This window comes from Pseudomonas sp. JE3303 (assembly GCF_056312565.1).
In genome coordinates this window covers 1-16,293 of sequence record NZ_JBWGIF010000014.1, presented here as the reverse complement: position 1 = coordinate 16,293, position 16,293 = coordinate 1, and the positions used below count along the sequence as shown (strand labels likewise).

Annotated in this window: 13 protein-coding genes and 4 pseudogenes; 5 read left to right on the top strand and 12 right to left on the bottom strand. The window is 57.2% G+C overall.

Annotated features, from left to right (window positions below; genetic code table 11):
• The 3 genes from AC0ZZU_RS19510 to lpdA are packed head-to-tail and all read left to right on the top strand — an operon-like array spanning position 1 to position 3,713.
• Positions 1-1,059 (top strand): alpha-ketoacid dehydrogenase subunit beta, encoded by a 1,059-nt coding sequence (locus tag AC0ZZU_RS19510; protein ID WP_158460272.1) that lies wholly within the window; start codon positions 1-3, stop codon positions 1,057-1,059.
• Entirely contained in the window at positions 1,060-2,334 is a 1,275-nt protein-coding gene (locus AC0ZZU_RS19505) for a dihydrolipoamide acetyltransferase family protein (protein ID WP_476342859.1), read from the top strand. It begins immediately after the preceding gene.
• A gap of 2 nt (positions 2,335-2,336) precedes the next feature.
• Positions 2,337-3,713: a dihydrolipoyl dehydrogenase gene (lpdA, locus tag AC0ZZU_RS19500; RefSeq protein WP_476342858.1), complete on the top strand. Its 1,377-nt coding sequence runs from the start codon at positions 2,337-2,339 to the stop codon at positions 3,711-3,713.
• A 128-nt stretch (positions 3,714-3,841) separates the two neighbouring features.
• On the opposite strand, the gene AC0ZZU_RS19495 is transcribed toward lpdA, so the two are convergent.
• Together AC0ZZU_RS19495 and AC0ZZU_RS19490 are read right to left on the bottom strand one after the other, a co-directional pair.
• Positions 3,842-4,132 (bottom strand): DUF3077 domain-containing protein, encoded by a 291-nt coding sequence (locus AC0ZZU_RS19495; protein WP_476342856.1) that lies wholly within the window; start codon positions 4,130-4,132, stop codon positions 3,842-3,844.
• A gap of 84 nt (positions 4,133-4,216) precedes the next feature.
• Entirely contained in the window at positions 4,217-4,450 is a 234-nt protein-coding gene (locus tag AC0ZZU_RS19490) for a hypothetical protein (RefSeq protein ID WP_476342854.1), read from the bottom strand.
• Positions 4,451-4,825: 375 nt separating this feature from the next.
• Here AC0ZZU_RS19490 and AC0ZZU_RS19485 point away from each other — a divergent pair.
• Positions 4,826-4,954 (top strand): annotated as a pseudogene (locus tag AC0ZZU_RS19485) (IS110 family transposase); the annotation flags it as partial.
• A gap of 53 nt (positions 4,955-5,007) precedes the next feature.
• Positions 5,008-6,012 (top strand): IS30 family transposase, encoded by a 1,005-nt coding sequence (locus AC0ZZU_RS19480; protein WP_476342852.1) that lies wholly within the window; start codon positions 5,008-5,010, stop codon positions 6,010-6,012.
• 250 nt (positions 6,013-6,262) lie between these two features.
• Here AC0ZZU_RS19480 and AC0ZZU_RS19475 read toward each other — a convergent pair whose 3' ends face one another.
• From AC0ZZU_RS19475 to AC0ZZU_RS19430, 10 genes and pseudogenes are all read right to left on the bottom strand, one after another.
• The gene (locus AC0ZZU_RS19475; RefSeq protein ID WP_476342850.1) at positions 6,263-6,610 is read right to left on the bottom strand and encodes a DUF7716 domain-containing protein; all 348 of its coding nucleotides are present in this window, start codon (positions 6,608-6,610) and stop codon (positions 6,263-6,265) included.
• 407 nt (positions 6,611-7,017) lie between these two features.
• Positions 7,018-9,749 (bottom strand): annotated as a pseudogene (locus AC0ZZU_RS19470) (RHS repeat-associated core domain-containing protein); the annotation flags it as partial.
• Positions 9,707-9,973: a hypothetical protein gene (locus AC0ZZU_RS19465; RefSeq protein WP_476343108.1), complete on the bottom strand. Its 267-nt coding sequence runs from the start codon at positions 9,971-9,973 to the stop codon at positions 9,707-9,709. The gene AC0ZZU_RS19465 and the pseudogene AC0ZZU_RS19470, both read right to left, overlap by 43 nt.
• A gap of 391 nt (positions 9,974-10,364) precedes the next feature.
• The gene (locus tag AC0ZZU_RS19460) at positions 10,365-10,805 is read right to left on the bottom strand and encodes a hypothetical protein (RefSeq protein WP_476342849.1); all 441 of its coding nucleotides are present in this window, start codon (positions 10,803-10,805) and stop codon (positions 10,365-10,367) included.
• A 178-nt stretch (positions 10,806-10,983) separates the two neighbouring features.
• Positions 10,984-11,589, bottom strand: a complete 606-nt coding sequence (locus AC0ZZU_RS19455; protein WP_476342847.1) for a hypothetical protein — start codon at positions 11,587-11,589, stop codon at positions 10,984-10,986.
• Between the two features lie 15 nt (positions 11,590-11,604).
• Positions 11,605-14,640, bottom strand: a pseudogene (locus tag AC0ZZU_RS19450) (RHS repeat-associated core domain-containing protein); the annotation flags it as partial.
• A 115-nt stretch (positions 14,641-14,755) separates the two neighbouring features.
• Positions 14,756-14,884: pseudogene (locus AC0ZZU_RS19445) on the bottom strand (transposase domain-containing protein); the annotation flags it as partial.
• Positions 14,885-14,920: 36 nt separating this feature from the next.
• Positions 14,921-15,418: an SMI1/KNR4 family protein gene (locus tag AC0ZZU_RS19440; RefSeq protein ID WP_476342846.1), complete on the bottom strand. Its 498-nt coding sequence runs from the start codon at positions 15,416-15,418 to the stop codon at positions 14,921-14,923.
• Positions 15,419-15,429: 11 nt separating this feature from the next.
• Entirely contained in the window at positions 15,430-15,648 is a 219-nt protein-coding gene (locus tag AC0ZZU_RS19435; protein ID WP_476342844.1) for an HNH endonuclease, read from the bottom strand.
• A partial coding sequence (locus tag AC0ZZU_RS19430; RefSeq protein WP_476342842.1) for an RHS repeat domain-containing protein occupies positions 15,635-16,293 on the bottom strand: 659 nt, incomplete at its 5' end. The genes AC0ZZU_RS19435 and AC0ZZU_RS19430, both read right to left, overlap by 14 nt.

The window sequence follows — 16,293 nt, the reverse complement described above, 5'->3', positions numbered from 1 at the left end:
ATGAACGACCACAACAGCAGCATCGACCTGGACACCGCCATGACCACCACCACCATGACCATGATCCAGGCCTTGCGCTCGGCCATGGATGTGATGCTCGAACGCGATGACAATGTCGTGGTGTACGGCCAGGACGTGGGCTACTTCGGCGGCGTGTTCCGCTGCACCGAAGGCCTGCAGGCCAAGTACGGCAAGTCGCGCGTGTTCGACGCGCCGATCTCCGAAAGCGGCATCGTCGGCACTGCCGTCGGCATGGGCGCCTATGGCCTGCGCCCGGTGGTGGAGATCCAGTTCGCCGACTACTTCTACCCTGCCTCCGACCAGATCGTCTCCGAGATGGCACGCCTGCGCTATCGCTCGGCCGGCGAGTTCATTTCGCCCCTGACCCTGCGCATGCCCTGCGGCGGCGGCATCTATGGCGGCCAGACCCACAGCCAGAGCCCGGAGGCCATGTTCACCCAGGTCTGCGGCCTGCGCACCGTGATGCCGTCCAACCCCTACGACGCCAAGGGCCTGCTGATCGCCTCGATCGAAAACGACGACCCGGTGATCTTCCTCGAGCCCAAGCGCCTGTACAACGGCCCCTTCGACGGCCACCACGACCGTCCGGTGACGCCGTGGTCGAAGCACCCGGCCAGCGCCGTGCCGGATGGCTACTACACCGTGCCGCTGGACAAAGCCGCCATTACCCGCCCGGGCAATGACGTGACGGTGCTGACCTATGGCACCACCGTCTACGTCGCCCAGGTCGCCGCAGAGGAAACCGGCGTCGACGCCGAGGTGATCGACCTGCGCAGCCTCTGGCCGCTGGACCTTGAAACGATCGTCGAGTCGGTGAAAAAGACCGGCCGCTGCGTGGTGGTCCACGAGGCCACGCGCACCTGCGGTTTCGGCGCCGAGCTGGTAGCGCTGGTGCAGGAGCACTGCTTCCACCACCTCGAGGCCCCGATCGAGCGGGTCACCGGTTGGGACACGCCCTACCCCCACGCGCAGGAATGGGCCTACTTCCCAGGTCCATCGCGGGTGGGCGCGGCATTGAAACGGGTCATGGAGGTCTGAATGGGCACGCACGTCATCAAGATGCCGGACATCGGCGAAGGCATCGCGCAGGTCGAACTGGTGGAGTGGTTCGTCAAGGTCGGCGACATCGTCAGCGAAGACCAGGTGGTGGCCGACGTCATGACCGACAAGGCCACGGTCGAGATTCCGTCGCCGGTCAGCGGCAAGGTCCTGGCCCTGGGCGGCCAGCCGGGTGAAGTCATGGCGGTCGGCAGCGAGCTGATCCGCATCGAAGTCGAAGGCAGCGGCAACCAGCGGGAAACGGCCGAGGCCAGGCCGGTCGAGGCTGCACCAGCTCCGGCCCCTTCCCCGGCGGCTGCGGCGGCACCTGCCCCGGCACCCGTCGTGACCGCACCGTCCAGCACCTACGCCGCGCCGGATATCGTCCCGCGCGAGGCCAGCGAACGTCCCTTGGCCTCTCCCGCCGTGCGCAAGCGCGCGCTGGATGCCGGCATCGAGCTGCGTTATGTGCATGGCAGCGGTCCCGCCGGACGCATCCTGCATGAAGACCTCGATGCCTTCATCAGCCAGCCCCAGCGTTCCAGCGCCTCGGCACCGGCCGGCTACGCCCGCCGCAGCGACAGCGAGCAGATCCCGGTGATCGGCCTGCGCCGCAAGATCGCCCAGCGCATGCAGGACGCCAAGCGCCGCGTGGCGCACTTCAGCTACGTCGAGGAAATCGACGTCACCGCCCTCGAGGAACTGCGCCAGCACCTCAACAAACAGTGGGGTGAGAGCCGCGGCAAACTCACCCTGCTGCCGTTCCTGGTGCGCGCCATGGTCGTCGCCCTGCGCGATTTCCCACAGATCAACGCCACCTACGACGACGAAGCCCAGGTCATAACCCGCCACGGCGCCGTGCACGTCGGTATCGCCACCCAAGGCGACAACGGCCTGATGGTGCCCGTGCTGCGCCATGCCGAGGCCGGCACCCTGTGGAGCAACGCGGGCGAGATCACCCGCCTGGCCCACGCCGCGCGCAGCAACAAGGCCAGCCGCGAGGAACTGTCGGGCTCGACCATCACCCTCACCAGCCTCGGCGCGCTCGGCGGCATTGCCAGCACACCCGTGGTCAACACGCCGGAAGTCGCGATCGTCGGCGTCAACCGCATGGTCGAGCGGCCCATGGTGATCGACGGCCAGATCGTCGTGCGCAAGATGATGAACCTGTCCAGCTCGTTCGATCACCGGGTGGTCGACGGCATGGACGCCGCCCGCTTCATCCAGGCCGTGCGCGGCCTGCTGGAACAACCCGCCTGCCTGTTTGTGGAGTGATCATGCAACCGACCTTGAATACCACGCTGCTGATCGTTGGCGGCGGCCCTGGCGGCTACGTGGCCGCCATTCGTGCCGGGCAACTGGGGATTCCCACCGTGCTGGTCGAAGGCCAGACGCTGGGCGGCACCTGCCTGAACGTGGGCTGCATTCCGTCCAAGGCGCTGATCCATGTGGCCGAGCAGTTCCACCAGATGAGCCACGCGTCGAGTCTCGGCATCAGCGTCTCGTCCCCTCGCCTGGATATCGGCCAGAGCATCGCCTGGAAGGACGGCATCGTTGACCGGCTGACCAGCGGCGTGGCAGCCCTGCTGAAAAAGCACGGCGTGCAGGTCATCCATGGCTGGGCGAAGATCGTCGACGGCAAGAGCGTCGAGGTCGACGGACAGCGGATCCAGTGCGAGCATCTGCTGCTGGCGACGGGCTCCAGCAGCGTCGAATTGCCGATGCTGCCGGTGGGCGGACCCGTCATATCCTCCACTGAAGCGCTGGCACCGGACAGTCTGCCCAGGCACCTGGTCGTGGTCGGGGGCGGGTACATCGGCCTCGAGCTTGGCATTGCCTATCGCAAGCTGGGCGTCGCGGTCAGCGTGGTCGAAGCTCGCGAGCGCATTCTGCCGACCTATGACAGCGAATTGACGCAGCCCGTGGCCGAGTCGATCAAGAAGCTCGGCATCCAGTTGTACCTGGGCCACAGCGTCGAAGGCTTCGAGCCTGAGGCGCAGTGCCTGCTGGCCCGTAACAGTGACGGCGAGCAGGTACGCCTGGAGACCGACCGCGTGCTGGTGGCCGTCGGCCGCCGCCCGCGCACCCAAGGCTTCAACCTCGAGAGCCTGTCCCTGAAGATGAACGGTGCCGCCATCGCCATCGACGAGCGCTGCCAGACCAGCATGCGCAACGTCTGGGCCATCGGCGACCTGGCCGGCGAGCCCATGCTCGCCCACCGCGCCATGGCGCAGGGCGAGATGGTCGCTGAGCTCATCGCCGGCAAGGCGCGGCGGTTCGAGCCCACGGCGATTGCTGCCGTATGCTTCACCGACCCCGAGGTCGTGGTAGTCGGCAAGACACCCGAGCAGGTGCAGGCGATCGGGCTGGACTGCATCGTCAGCCAGTTCCCGTTTGCGGCCAACGGCCGGGCGATGACGCTGGAGTCGAAGAGCGGCTTCGTGCGAGTCGTGGCGCGGCGGGACAACCACCTGATCCTTGGGTGGCAGGCGGTCGGGGTTGGCGTGTCAGAGCTGGCCGCTGCCTTTGGGCAATCGCTGGAGATGGGGGCTTGCCTTGAGGACGTGGCAGGCACCATTCATGCGCATCCGACGCTGGGTGAAGCGGTGCAGGAAGCGGCGCTGCGGGCGTTGGGGCATGCGTTGCATATCTGACCTGGAGCTTCGGGGCTCCGAGGGTTTAGCATCGGGGTCGCTTGCAGCGAGTGGTGACTTTAATGCTGCCATTGCCCTAAATGGTAACCGGCGAGCATTGCTCGCCGGTTGCCGGCCGCTTTGTCAGCCTACCGCACCGGTCCTGTAATCATCCCGTGCGCCACATCCTCGACCAGCGCCTTGGCCATGCCAGTGAGGTAATGGGTTTCCCAGGCCCTATCAACGTCACCTTCGACGGCTGCATCCAACGTCATCTTGTAGAGACAAGACAACAGTGCTGCAGCTTGCTCCAAGGCATATCCCGCATCCTGTCCTGGCGTCACCTTGAACAACCGATCGGCGACCCTTCCCCCGAGCCCCTCACCAAAGGTTCCTATCCCGCAAGTCTTCAAGTTCTTCGTATCCATTCTGCTGCTCATACCAATCTCCATCGCATGCTGACGCACGCCTGTCCATGTAAGTGCGGGTTTGTCCCGCGGAGCATTCAACTCGGCCTGAGTGACTCAGTGCGTAACCCGCACCCGAGCCAACGCCAGCTCAACCAAACTGTGAGCATTCTCAATCTCATGCATCGCCGCCAAGGTCATAACCTGCCCGGCGGGCTTGGGATTGAGCAGCACTGTCTGCTGCGCGACTGTCAGGGCGCAGACCAGGTATTCTGAAGTTTGGAGAAGCAGGGCTTCGATGGAGGGGGTTGAATTTTCTTCGAACGGAGGATCTGGAACCATCTTCAACATAGTGGAGCTCCTACTGATTGTTGGGAGCTAACACACATCTGCTGTCAAACAGAAAGGTGGCAGCTGTACGCGGGTTGACAGACCGGCCAATAGGCGAACCGGCGCACCGAAGTGCCCCACGCACAGCCGCCATAACGGGCAGCGCACGTGGCCTATGAATGAACCCGGCCTGTCAAAACCGATCGTCGATTAGCAACGACCGGCCGAGATTAGACCGGCAATATCACCATCGCAAGCACTCAAAGGCGGTACCACCATAATTCGGAAAAGTCCTACAAAATAGAGGACAAGTCTGAAGTTTTATAAACATTTCTCGCCCTATTTCATCGCGACTGCGGCTTAAATCGTGATCGGCAGGCTCGTCAGGCCCTCTAAGTCGACGCCCAGGCAGTCTACGCCGCTCGCCTATCCGTGCGCTTCGTGACACCCACGTCGCCTGATCAACAAACGCTATCCGTTTCCCACCGGTTCCGTGAATCATTGATCCGCAACCGAACTAAGACCGGGCGGCGGCAAAAACTGAGTGCAACACCTGACCAACCCGGTACGGTGTGCCTATGTCCTATCAAGAACTCAGCATCGAAGAACGCATCACGATTCAATTTGGTCAACTCCAAGGCATGAGCCAGAGGGCTATTGCCAGGTTGCTTGGTCGTAGCCCCTCGACCATCAGCCGAGAGCTTCGCCGCAACGCCCCTGAGGCGGGCCGCTACTCGGCGAGTCAGGCTCATCAGCACATGCGACACCGACGTGTGGCTTGCCGCCCCAGGCGAAAGCTGCTGCCCGGAAGCCAGCTGTTTGACCTGGTGGTTTATCTGCTGCGTAAACGCTTTTCTCCCCAGCAAATTGCCGGCAAGCTTAACGCCATGGAATTTCCGAATATTGAAGATGCATACGTCTGTCGCGAGACGATCTACAACGCCATCTATGCGCTGCCGGTGGGCGAGCTTCGCAAGGAGTTGATCATCTGTCTGCTACAAGGCAAAACCAGCCGCCGCCCACGTTCTGGCGGGGTTGATCGCCGAGGCCAAATACCCGACTTGGTCAGCATTCACGTTCGTCCTCCCGAGGTGGAAGACCGCCAAATGCCAGGCCATTGGGAGGGTGACCTTATCAAAGGAAAAGCCAATGCTTCTGCGGTGGGTACCCTGGTCGAACGCAGCACCGGTTACTTGATGCTTGTGAAAATGAGCGACGCGACGGCAACCTCGGCAGTCGAAGGCTTCAGTGCTGCCTTGAACCGCATGCCAGTAGTGGCCCGCAAAACGCTGACCTACGATCAAGGTAAAGAGATGGCCCGCCATGCCGAAATCACCCAGCGAACTGGGGTGGCAGTCTATTTTTGCGACCCGCATAGCCCGTGGCAGCGCGGTAGCAATGAGAACATCAACGGCCTGATACGCCAATATCTGCCTAAAGGCACGGACCTTTCGGGCCATAGCCAGGAGCAACTGGATGCAATTGCATACGAGCTGAACATCCGGCCACGCCAGCGATTTGATTACAAATGCCCTATAGAAATGATGACGGCAATGATGGGCATCATGAGAGTCCATCCTTAACTCAGTAGTCGGGTGTTGCACTCAGCCTCTGAAACCGCCCATCACCCAAATAAATAGTATTAATTCTTGGCTTTGCCTAGATAAAAATTCAACGCAGAATGAATTTCGCTCTAAAGCCAATTAAACAAGCCAATGGAAACAACCTCTGCCACAAGACAGAGGATACACATGGTAAGAAATCATGGCACAGCAAGACTGCGCCATCAAACATAAAAATCATGCAGCGCCATCTAGAACATCCATACAACGACTATAAAATATCAAGAAAATCGTCATTATCCATATAATAATTCAGCGCCAACACAGCGTCTTCCATCGTAGCCGCTTCGTTTTGGCGATATATGTTATTCAATACATCTTGAAATTGCTGACCGTAGTATACAAGCTGCAACCCGTTTGCCCTTACATACTCACTATATACATCCTGATCATCTACAATCTCAGGATAATCAGATAAATAACATATAAGACCCAAGGTGATTTCATCTACATCCTCTTTCGCAAAAACGCAAAAATTATCGATTGGGATATCTCCCAATCGAACAGCCCTGATCAGTGCAGCCATAGTGATAGGCTGATCAATCTTACATTCGCTCATGAACATCCGCCTTTTAATGGTTTTCCAGTTTTCCCATCAAGCTTTCCTTTACGCCCTGGCTTCCCTCCACCCCATATATCCCTGCCTCCTTTTCCGGTAGGGTGATAGATTCCGTGCTTAGATCCATGGTCAGACCGATCTACAAGTTTCAAAACACCTATATCCTCGTGATGATGCTAAGTCAACCCTGATGGACTGTTTCCCATGCCTGGTTTTTTTAGCCATGAGTCAAACTCCGGATACCTCCCCAGCATGTCTCGGCGGAAAGCAGCGTCTGTGTTCATATTTTTAATAAAACTTTGATTTGCGCGATTGAACTGCACGCTGTCGCTTGAATTCCTGAGATCGGACGGGACTTCAAAACTATCGAATGAATGGTAGACATTTTGCGTCCGAACTCCCATCCATCCGAGTGGGTCAAACCATGAGTATGGGTTTGGACCATACTGATATAGATTCACCCCACCAGCTAATCCAATCGGATCCTGCGTAACAAACCGCCCCACCTCCGGATCGTAATACCTAAACGTATTGTAGTGCAGCCCCGTCTCAGCATCGAAGTACTGCCCCTGAAACCGCAGGTTCTGCTCGACGTCATTGACAGCCAGACTATCCACCGCACCCCACGCCCGGTAGGTCGCCTGCCAAACGATCTCACCCTCGCTGTCAGTCACCTCCAGCGGCGTACCGATCTGATCGGTATGGAAGTAGTAAAGCTTCTGCGCCTCCCCCTCCGCCTGATCCACCCGCGCCAACGGCGCATAGCTGCCCGGCTCGTAGAAGTACAAAATACTCTGCGCCGGCGTCTCTTCCCGCAGCATCCTCAGCCCTTGCCAGAGGAAGTGCTTTTGCTCGACGCGGCCATCGATTTCGGCTCGCTTGGCGACCCGCCGCCCCAGGCTGTCGTAGCGGTACTCGCCCACGCTTTCCAGCTTGCCACTGATGTATGTCTGCGCCTTGATCAGCCGGTTTTCGCAGTCGTAGCTGAAAGTCTGCTGCTTGAACGGCCCACTGAGTTTCTCGATCAGGTTGCCCCAGGGGTCATACCGATACTCCTGGTCCCGCCATGTCCTGATCCGGTTGTCCTTCACCTTGTCGAACTGGCTGGTATTGAAGTTCAACCGGTTCGCCGCCGGGTCGTAGCGGAAGGCTTCGCTGTCTTCCAGGCGCCCGGTCTCGCGGCTGTGCAGCTGGCCGTTGGCTTCGTATTGGTATTTCGTCTCACCGCGCAGCTTGTCCAGCGTGCGGCTTAGTTCGCCGGCCGGGTCGTACTGATAACGACGATGAATCGGATTGTAGGCATGCTCAACCAGCAACGAGATATTGATGCCGGGGTTCTGTATGCCCGACAGCTTTTCGGCCGGCAACCTTGAGGCGAATTGCCAGGCCTTGCGCCCGCGGGCGTCATACCCGAAGCAGCTGGTCAGCTTGCCCTGGGTGCGGTAGACCTCGCGGTGCAGGTCGTCGCGCTCCATGTCGCTGATCACCTGGCCGTCGAGGTTGACCTGGTGCAGGTGGCCGCTGCCGTAGTACAGGTGGTTCAGGTGCTGGCCGGTGGGCAGTGTCAGCGTGGTCAGGTTGCTCAGTGGATCGTATTCATACGCCAGCGGGCCTTGCGGGGTGGTTTCCTGGGTGAGCCTGCCCAGCAGGTCGTAGGCAAATTCCAGTTTTTCTTCGGTTATACCCAGTCGCTTGCCGGTATCGGTCGGCTGGCGCTGGATACTCAGCAGCCGGTCCGCCTCGTCGTAGGCATAGCCTTGGCGCGCATCGTTGTTCAGCTTGGCCAGCAGCCGGCCAATCGGGTCGCGCTCGAACAGCGTGCTGCGCTGGGGCTGCTCGCCCTGCTCGCCATGGCCGATCTCGTCCAGCCGGATCAGGTGCCCGCCGGCGTTGTAGCTGAAGCGCCGGGTCAGGTTGTCGATGCGCTTTTCCTCGATCAGGCGATCGGAAGCGTCGTAGCGGAAGTCGTAGGTGGCGTTGTTTTCGTTGACCAGTGCGGTAAGCCGGAACGCCTTGTCATAGGCATAGCGGATCCGCTGGCCCTTGGCGTCTTCCCGGCTGCTGGGCAAACCGCGCTGGTTGCGCAGCAGGCGGGTGACCTGGCCCTTGCCGTCGGTGTGGGTGAGCACCTGCCCGAGCTCGTTGTAGCCGAAGGACTCCGCCGTGCCGTCTGGATGATGGATGCGCAGCACTTCGCCGTCCGGCTTGCGCTCGAGGGTGGTGGTCTGGTTGAGCGCGTCGGTCACGGCGACCAGGTGCTGGCGCTCGTCGTAGCGGTAGCAGGTGCTTTTGCCGGAGCAGTCCTGGAAGCGTTCGACCTGGGCGTAGGCATTCCACCACAGGTACTTGGACTTGCGCGTCGCGTCGATGATGGTGTGCGGCAGGCCGTCATCGCTGTTGAGGTACTCGGTCATCTGGCCGAGCGCGTCAATCTCCGCGATCAGGTTGCCCTTGCTGTCGTAGCGGGCCTGCCAGGTGCTGCCGTCGGGGTAGCTGGCCTGGGTCACCAGCGTGGTCAGGTGGTGGTACTGGTAACGAATGGTGCGGCCCAGCGGGTCGGTTTCCTCGAGCAGGCGGGCGTATTCGTCGTACTTGAAGCGCAGCTGGTGGCCGTCGGGCAGAGGCCGGTCATGTTGCCGGTATCATCGAGCTCGATGGCGTAGCGCTCGCCGCCGTAGTCGCGGCTGGCGATGACGCGGTGGTCGGGGTTGTAGTGGATCTCCAGCTCGCGCCCCAGTACATCGATCACCCTGCTGGTGCGGGCCTCGAAGTCATAGCGGAACTGGAAGCGCTCGCCGTCGCTGGTCGAGTGTTCAACTACCCGTGGCTGGCCGTTGAGGGTTTCCCAGCGGTATCTGCAGGTCAGGCCCAGGGCGTTGCTGTGCTGGGTCATCACACCGTCGGTGTAGGCGAACGTGCGCATCGAGGCGCCATTGCGGTTGATGACTTCGTTGAGCTGGCCGTTTTCGTCGTAGCGGTAGCGGGTCAGGGTCTCGACTGCTTCGTTGTTTACCACGCGGCGGATGTCGGTCAGGCGGCCAAGCGGGTGGTCGTAGTGCAGGTGCACACGGATGCCGCCGGTGGCGCTGATGTCGGTCAGGGTGCCTTGGGTATCACGGGTGAAGTGCAGGTAGTGGCCGAAGTACTTTTATGTAAGTTGCGTTCGAATTCGCAGCTTTTGTATAGACTTTGAAAGTATAGCTGCACGTGCCGCTCGTCGTGGCGGTAGCGGGTGCTCTTGCCGGAGCAGTCCTGGAAGCGTTCAACCTGGGCCAGCGGATTCCACCACAGATACTTGGACTTGCGGGTCGCATCTATGATGGTGTGCGGCAGGCCGTCATCGCTATTGAGGTACTCGGTCATGCTTCGATAAGCTTGTAAAAGGTTATGCCACTGTGGTCTTGCTGGCTTGTGCCATGCGTTGTCTGAGACACCTTTTTCAAGACAGAGTCTAATAACTGAGGGATGAAGTGACTGAGACAATGTTGGCAGCCACTTCACGTCGCACAATTTTAAAGATCAAAAATAGTACTGCGAATTACAAAACATAAAACAAATCTGAATGAAAGCTTTTAGGAGACCCAGATTTATATCGAACCCTCTCACACTCAGAAAATCATCCTTATATCAATGACAACCAACCCTTAAAAGTTTCCAGCGACGGCGTTGCTGCTTACCTTCGAACACCTACCTATAGATCCGGTTTGACAACGATTTGCTTACTGCCACTATTGCTAGAAGATTTTCGAAGATCTCAGTAAAGACCAGTCGCACTCCCTGGGTCGAATATGGGAGTTTGACCGTCCGCAATCATATTATAGCTGAGCATAAAAGGTACTCCAGAACGAGCCTCTACGATCTCGGTGATCCATCCAATCGGATTGGTAAATAGCGAATTATCGGGGCTCAATACGCCGATCGCGCCCCTTTCCTCATCATAATCCCACACGACGCTACCCCAGTGCCATTTCAAGCCTTGGACATACTGGCACCCCAGAAGAGCCCCTAACGCATATGTTTGCTCCTCCGTCAGCTCTACACTGATATCTCTGGATAAACGAATATATTCAGTAATCGCAGCAACAATGGCGTGGGGCTCCGCATCTGCACATATACCAAGCAGCGCTCGACCATTTTTTTCTAGGGCATTAATCTCATCCATTAATTCTGAAGAGACAGCTTCTATTTTTGTCATTGTAATTTCCAATTAGAAATTTATTCAAAACAAACAACGCGAAATCACCATTGACGATTAGCACTCCTAAGCCAGGGTCATGACGCCTTCGGCGTAGCTGAACTGACGCACCGAGTTGCGCTTGCGGTTGATGACTTCGTTGAACTGGCCGTAAAAATCATACGATAAAATTTCGAAGTCAGGGATAGCGCTGCTCTTGATACCCGTTCGGAAATACGTTTACGATATTCTTAAGATCGTCACCAACATATTCAAATAAAACCTCAAAATCAGAGAACGATTCATCAGACCACTCTCTTTGCTGGACCATTATTTTCGCAAGACGAGCACTAGAATAAATATAGTCAGAAATACTACACCCGTATTCACCCCAATTGTAATCCTTCACCACCATCTCGCCCTCAAAAAGAGATAAAGATATATTTCGCAAATCTCCGGCACTTGTAAAGTGTAAGCGCTCAAGACGCTGATCACCGTAAAAGCAAAACTCCTTACTTATTATATTAGCAGACTGACCATAAACCTCAAAAAACACCAACGCCCCATTATGATTTAAATGATAAACATGCGTATTTTTAATATTTGCAGGAAGCTTATTAAGCTTTCTTCCTTTTTTAAAACCTGCGCGCTCAATTTCATATGGGCGGATATTGTACAGCGCTCCCTTACTGATCACTTGATCAAGCACTAAGGGTAGCGCTTCATTTAAAAACTCAGATAAATACTTTTCACTTTTCTGACTGATGGTGTTAAATTTTTTTTCAAGCTCTTCTAGTACACCCATAAAACCTCCCAGGATTCAGAATATTCCGCGAGCAATCTCAAAATTCACTTGTTTTAGTTCCTTCAAGAAACTACTGCGATCATCTAAAGATATCAATCGGTCATATACTTTTTGCTTATATACATTTGCATGAATGCTAGCATGATTTGGCAAGGTGCTGCCTGGTGGAAGTTTTACCTTACTGGTTGAAGGAAGGAAGATACCATTCTCAGCGGTATTTATATTTATACTTAGCTCTTTCATTTTTGACTTTAGCGTCACCATCCGCACATCTTTTGAATTAGACATGACTATGTGGTGAGCCGAATTTTTAAAATTAGGCTCGACTTTACCGGCAGCAACCATATTTACTCTCAGTGCTTTAGCGTCGCTTGAGCACGTTAAACCCCAAGGATCAACCCATACAACAGGATTGATCGCATATCCATATATGTTTATGCCGCCCCGCAACCCGATGGGATCCTGCGTAATGAAGCGCCCTGCACCACCATCATAGTACCGGTACGTATTGTAGTGCAGACCAGTTTCACTGTCGAAATACTGCCCCTGAAACCGCAAGTTCTGCTCGGCCTCATCAACGCTGAGCTGCTCTATGGCCCCCCATGCTCGATACGTCGCCTGCCAAACGATCTCACCCTCGCTGTCGGACATCTCCAACGGCGTACCGATCTGATCGGTATGGAAGTAGTAAAGCCTCTGCTGCTCCCCCTCCGCCTGATCTACCCGCGCCAGCGGCGCATAACTGCCCGGCTCGTAGAAGTACAAAATACTCTGCCCCGGACTCTCCTCGCGCAGCATCCTCAGCCCTTGCCAGAGGAACCGTTTCTGCTCGACGCTGCCATTGATCTCGGCTTGCTTGGCGACCCGCCGCCCCAGGCTGTCGTAACGGTACTGGCCGACGCTTTCCAGCTTGCCCCTGACAAACGTCTGCGCCTTGACCAGTCGATTTTCGCAGTCATAGGTAAAGATCTGCTGCTTCACCGGTCCGCTGAGCTTCTCGACCAAGTTGCCCCACGGGTCATAGCGGTATTCCTGATCCCGCCACTTCCTGATCCGGTTGTCCTTCACCTTGTCGAACTGGCTGGTGTTGAAGCCCAGCCGGTTCGCCGCCGCGTCTTACCGAAACTCCTCACTGCCCACCAGCGAGCCGGTGTCGCGGCTGCGCAACTGGCCATTGGCTTCGTACTCGTACTTGATCTCGCCGCGTAGTTTGTCCAGGGTCCGCACCAGTTCACCGGCGGGATCGTACTGATATCGACGGTGAATCGGGTTGTACGCATGCTCCATCAGCAAAGCCGGTTCGATGCCGGGGTTCTGTACCTGCGAGAGCTTCTCCGCCGGCAAGGTCGAGGCGAACTGCCACGCTTTGCGGCCCATCGCGTCGTAACCGAAGCAGCTGGTGAGCTTGCCTTGTGTGCGGTAGACCTCGCGGTGCAGGTCATCGCGCTCCATGTCGCTGATCACCTGCCCGTCCAGGTTGATCTGGTGCAAATGGCCGCTGCCGTAGTACAGGTGGTTGACTTGGCGCCCGTCCGGCAGGGTCAGCGTGGTCAGGTTGCTGAGGGGGTCGTACTCGTAGTTCAGCGCGCCGCTGGCCGTGACTTCCTGGGTCAGCCTGCCCAGCAGGTCGTAGGCGTACGCCAGTTTTTCTTCGGTGACGCCGACCTGCTTGCCGGTGGCGGTCGGTCGTCGCTGGATGCTGAGCAAGCGATCGAGGTCGTCGTATTCGAAGTCTTGCCTGGTGTCACTGTTGAGCTTGGCCATCAGCCGGCCGATGGCGTCACGCTCGAACAGCGTGTGGCGCTCTGGCCGCTCGCCGCGCTCGCCGTAGCCAATTTCATCGAGGCGGGTCAGATGCCCGCCGGCGTTGTAGGCGAAACGTCGGGTCAGGTTATCAATACGCACCTCTTCGCACAGACGGGCGGAGGCGTCGTAGGCAAAGCGGTAGGCCGCGTCGTTTTCATTGACCAAGGCGGTCAGTCGCAACGCCTTGTCGTACTCGTAACGAACCCAGTGCCCCTTGGCATCCTGGCGGCTGCTCGGCAACCCGCGGGAGGTGCGCTGCAAACGGGTCGTCTGGCCTTTGCCATCGGGGTGCGTCAGCACCTGGCCGAGGGTGTTGTAGGTAAACGTTTCCGAGGTGCCGTCGGGGTGGTTGATGCGCAGCACCTCGCCATCGGGCTTGCGCTCCAGCGAGGTGGTCTGGTTCAGCGCATCGGTCACGGCCACCAGGTGCTGGCAATCGTCGTAGCGGTAATAGGTGCTTTTACCCGAACAGTCCTGGAAGCGCTCGACCCGGGCGTAGGCATTCCACCACAGGTATTTGGACTTGTAGGTGGCATCGATGATCGTGTGCGGCAGGCCGTCGTCGCTGTTGAGGCACTCGGTCTTGTGGCCCAGCGGGTCGATCTCGGTGATCAGGTTGCCTTTGTCGTCATAGCAGGCCTGCCAGACGCTGCCATCCGGGAAACGCGTTTCGGTAACCAGTGGCGTCGCGTAGTGGTGCTTGTAGCTGATCGTGCGGCTCAGGGGATCGGTTTCTTCGACCAGGCGGGCGAAGTCATCGTATTTGAGTGCGAGGTGATTATTGTCGGGCAAGGTGATGCCGATGATGTTGCCGACGGTATCTAGTTCGATGCCGTAGCGCTCGCCGCCAAAGTCACGGCTGGCGATGACGCGGTGGTCGGCGTTGTACTGCACTTCCAGCTCGCGGCCCAATACGTCGGTTGCCCAACTGGTGCGGTTGTTGAAGTCGTAACGGAAGTGGTAATGCTCACCGTCGCTGGTCCAATGCTCCACGACCCGTGGCTTGGCATGGTGGGTTTCCCAACGGTACTCGCAGATCAGGCCAAGGGCATTGCTGTGCCGGGTCATGACGCCTTCGGCGTAGCTGAAGTGACGCACCGAGTCGCCGTTGCGGTTGATGACCTCGTTGAGCTGGCCGTTGTCGTCGTAGCGGTAGCGCACGAGGGTTTCGACGGCGCTGTCGCCGACCACTCGAGTGACGTCGCTCAAGCGGCCCAGGGCATAGCGATGGTGCAGATTGATACGGACGTATTCGGCGCCGTGATCTCGGTGAGACCACACTGTTTTTGAAATGAAGATAATGGCCCGTTAGTCCGTAAGCGCTTCATAAACCCCACCTTGTAAAAGGCAGAGCGGTGCGTCAGCGATGGACCTGGGGCATGCAATTCCACGGCAAAAGAGCTTCATAATCCTCAACTGAGGACATCCGCGGCAGGCGTTCAAGTGCGTGGCACAGCCACGCAAAGGGCTCTTGGCCGTTGGCTTTAGCAACGTTAGTGGAGTATTTTGTCAGAGTAGCTTGGCTTCAATAATCCATCTCCATTTCTTCATCAGACTGCAAACCAATTATAAAACTCTCAAATGAAGAAGCTAGCCTTCTCTGAGAATTTATATGATTCAAAGCCATCTCCAAGTCGGACTGAAAGTTATCCGTTGTATAAAATATTACCCCCCCAGTATTTTTGTCTATGCAGAAGAAATTACCACCCTCATCGCAGGCAAAAGGGACAATACCTGAAGGGATCACATTTTTTGAAACCATTACACCGAAGCAGCCACCTATATACTTGGTCTCATTTTTATCTTGGGAATCTCTGACAGCAATAGATTTGAAATCCGCGACCATGATTGGCTCATACTCATCCTCGCTATCCCACCAACCCTTGCTTGGCGCGCCTCCATTATTGGCGAGATAAATCTCCGTAAAAGATAATGGAAACTTATACTCAACATCCAGCTCCAGCTGATTAATATCCTCTAGCTTTACCGGGGCAGCGGATCCCTCAAGAAAAAAAACATCCATTTTTGAACTCCTCAACAAGTTATTGAACTCGACTTTGGGTGACGACCTTTAAGCCACCCTTTGGACTGAGAAATCCCAATCGCATCGGCGGTACCGTAGGCGCCGGAAGCCAATCCAAAGTGCCTCTCAAATTGAGCTACCGACCCTGTGTGTGGCAAAGATGCCTCATGCGCAGACCTAGTAATCAATTGCATCGAGGCCTTTCCGGTTACAGGATCAAAATCGTCCAAATGGTGCCATGTATAACTCCCTACAGCTTCCCTGGAGCTCGATAGTGACAATATTTTTCTGACTTCCTGAAACCGGAAACAGATCTGGAGAACCTTCAAAGTTTACACTCTTGAACGCCATCCCAAAAGGATCAATCCACTGGCTTGTATTTGGCGCATACTGATAAAAATTAGTACCTCCGCCCAAACCAATCGGATCCTGCGTTACAAACCGCCCCACCTCCGGATCGTAATACCTAAACGTATTGTAGTGCAGCCCCGTCTCATCATCGAAGTACTGCCCTTGGAACCTGAGGTTCTGCTCGACCGTATGGACAGTCAGTCTTTCCACCGCACCCCAGGCCCGGTAGGTCGCCTGCCAAACGATCTCACCCTCGCTGTCGGACATCTCCAACGGCGTTCCGATCTGATCCGTGTGGAAGTAGTAAAGCCTCTGCGCCTCCCCCTCCGCCTGATCTATCCGCGCCAGCGGCGCATAGCTGCCCGGCTCGTAGACGTACAAGGTGCTCTGCCCCGGAGTCTCCTCCCGCAGCATCCGCAAGCCCTGCCACAGGAAACGCTTCTGCTCGACCTTGCCGTTGATCTCCGACCGTTTGGCTACTCGCCGTCCCAGGCTGTCGTAGCGGTACTCGCCTACGCTTTCCA

Excerpts from the sequence above, each read along its gene's own strand:
- AC0ZZU_RS19510 (WP_158460272.1), top strand. The coding sequence starts at position 1 with ATGAACGACCACAACAGCAGCATCGACCTGGACACCGCCATGACCACC.
- AC0ZZU_RS19505 (WP_476342859.1), top strand. The coding sequence starts at position 1,060 with ATGGGCACGCACGTCATCAAGATGCCGGACATCGGCGAAGGCATCGCG.
- lpdA (WP_476342858.1), top strand. The coding sequence starts at position 2,337 with ATGCAACCGACCTTGAATACCACGCTGCTGATCGTTGGCGGCGGCCCT.
- AC0ZZU_RS19495 (WP_476342856.1), bottom strand. The coding sequence starts at position 4,132 with ATGAGCAGCAGAATGGATACGAAGAACTTGAAGACTTGCGGGATAGGA.
- AC0ZZU_RS19490 (WP_476342854.1), bottom strand. The coding sequence starts at position 4,450 with ATGTTGAAGATGGTTCCAGATCCTCCGTTCGAAGAAAATTCAACCCCC.
- AC0ZZU_RS19480 (WP_476342852.1), top strand. The coding sequence starts at position 5,008 with ATGTCCTATCAAGAACTCAGCATCGAAGAACGCATCACGATTCAATTT.
- AC0ZZU_RS19475 (WP_476342850.1), bottom strand. The coding sequence starts at position 6,610 with ATGAGCGAATGTAAGATTGATCAGCCTATCACTATGGCTGCACTGATC.
- AC0ZZU_RS19465 (WP_476343108.1), bottom strand. The coding sequence starts at position 9,973 with ATGACCGAGTACCTCAATAGCGATGACGGCCTGCCGCACACCATCATA.
- AC0ZZU_RS19460 (WP_476342849.1), bottom strand. The coding sequence starts at position 10,805 with ATGACAAAAATAGAAGCTGTCTCTTCAGAATTAATGGATGAGATTAAT.
- AC0ZZU_RS19455 (WP_476342847.1), bottom strand. The coding sequence starts at position 11,589 with ATGGGTGTACTAGAAGAGCTTGAAAAAAAATTTAACACCATCAGTCAG.
- AC0ZZU_RS19440 (WP_476342846.1), bottom strand. The coding sequence starts at position 15,418 with ATGGATGTTTTTTTTCTTGAGGGATCCGCTGCCCCGGTAAAGCTAGAG.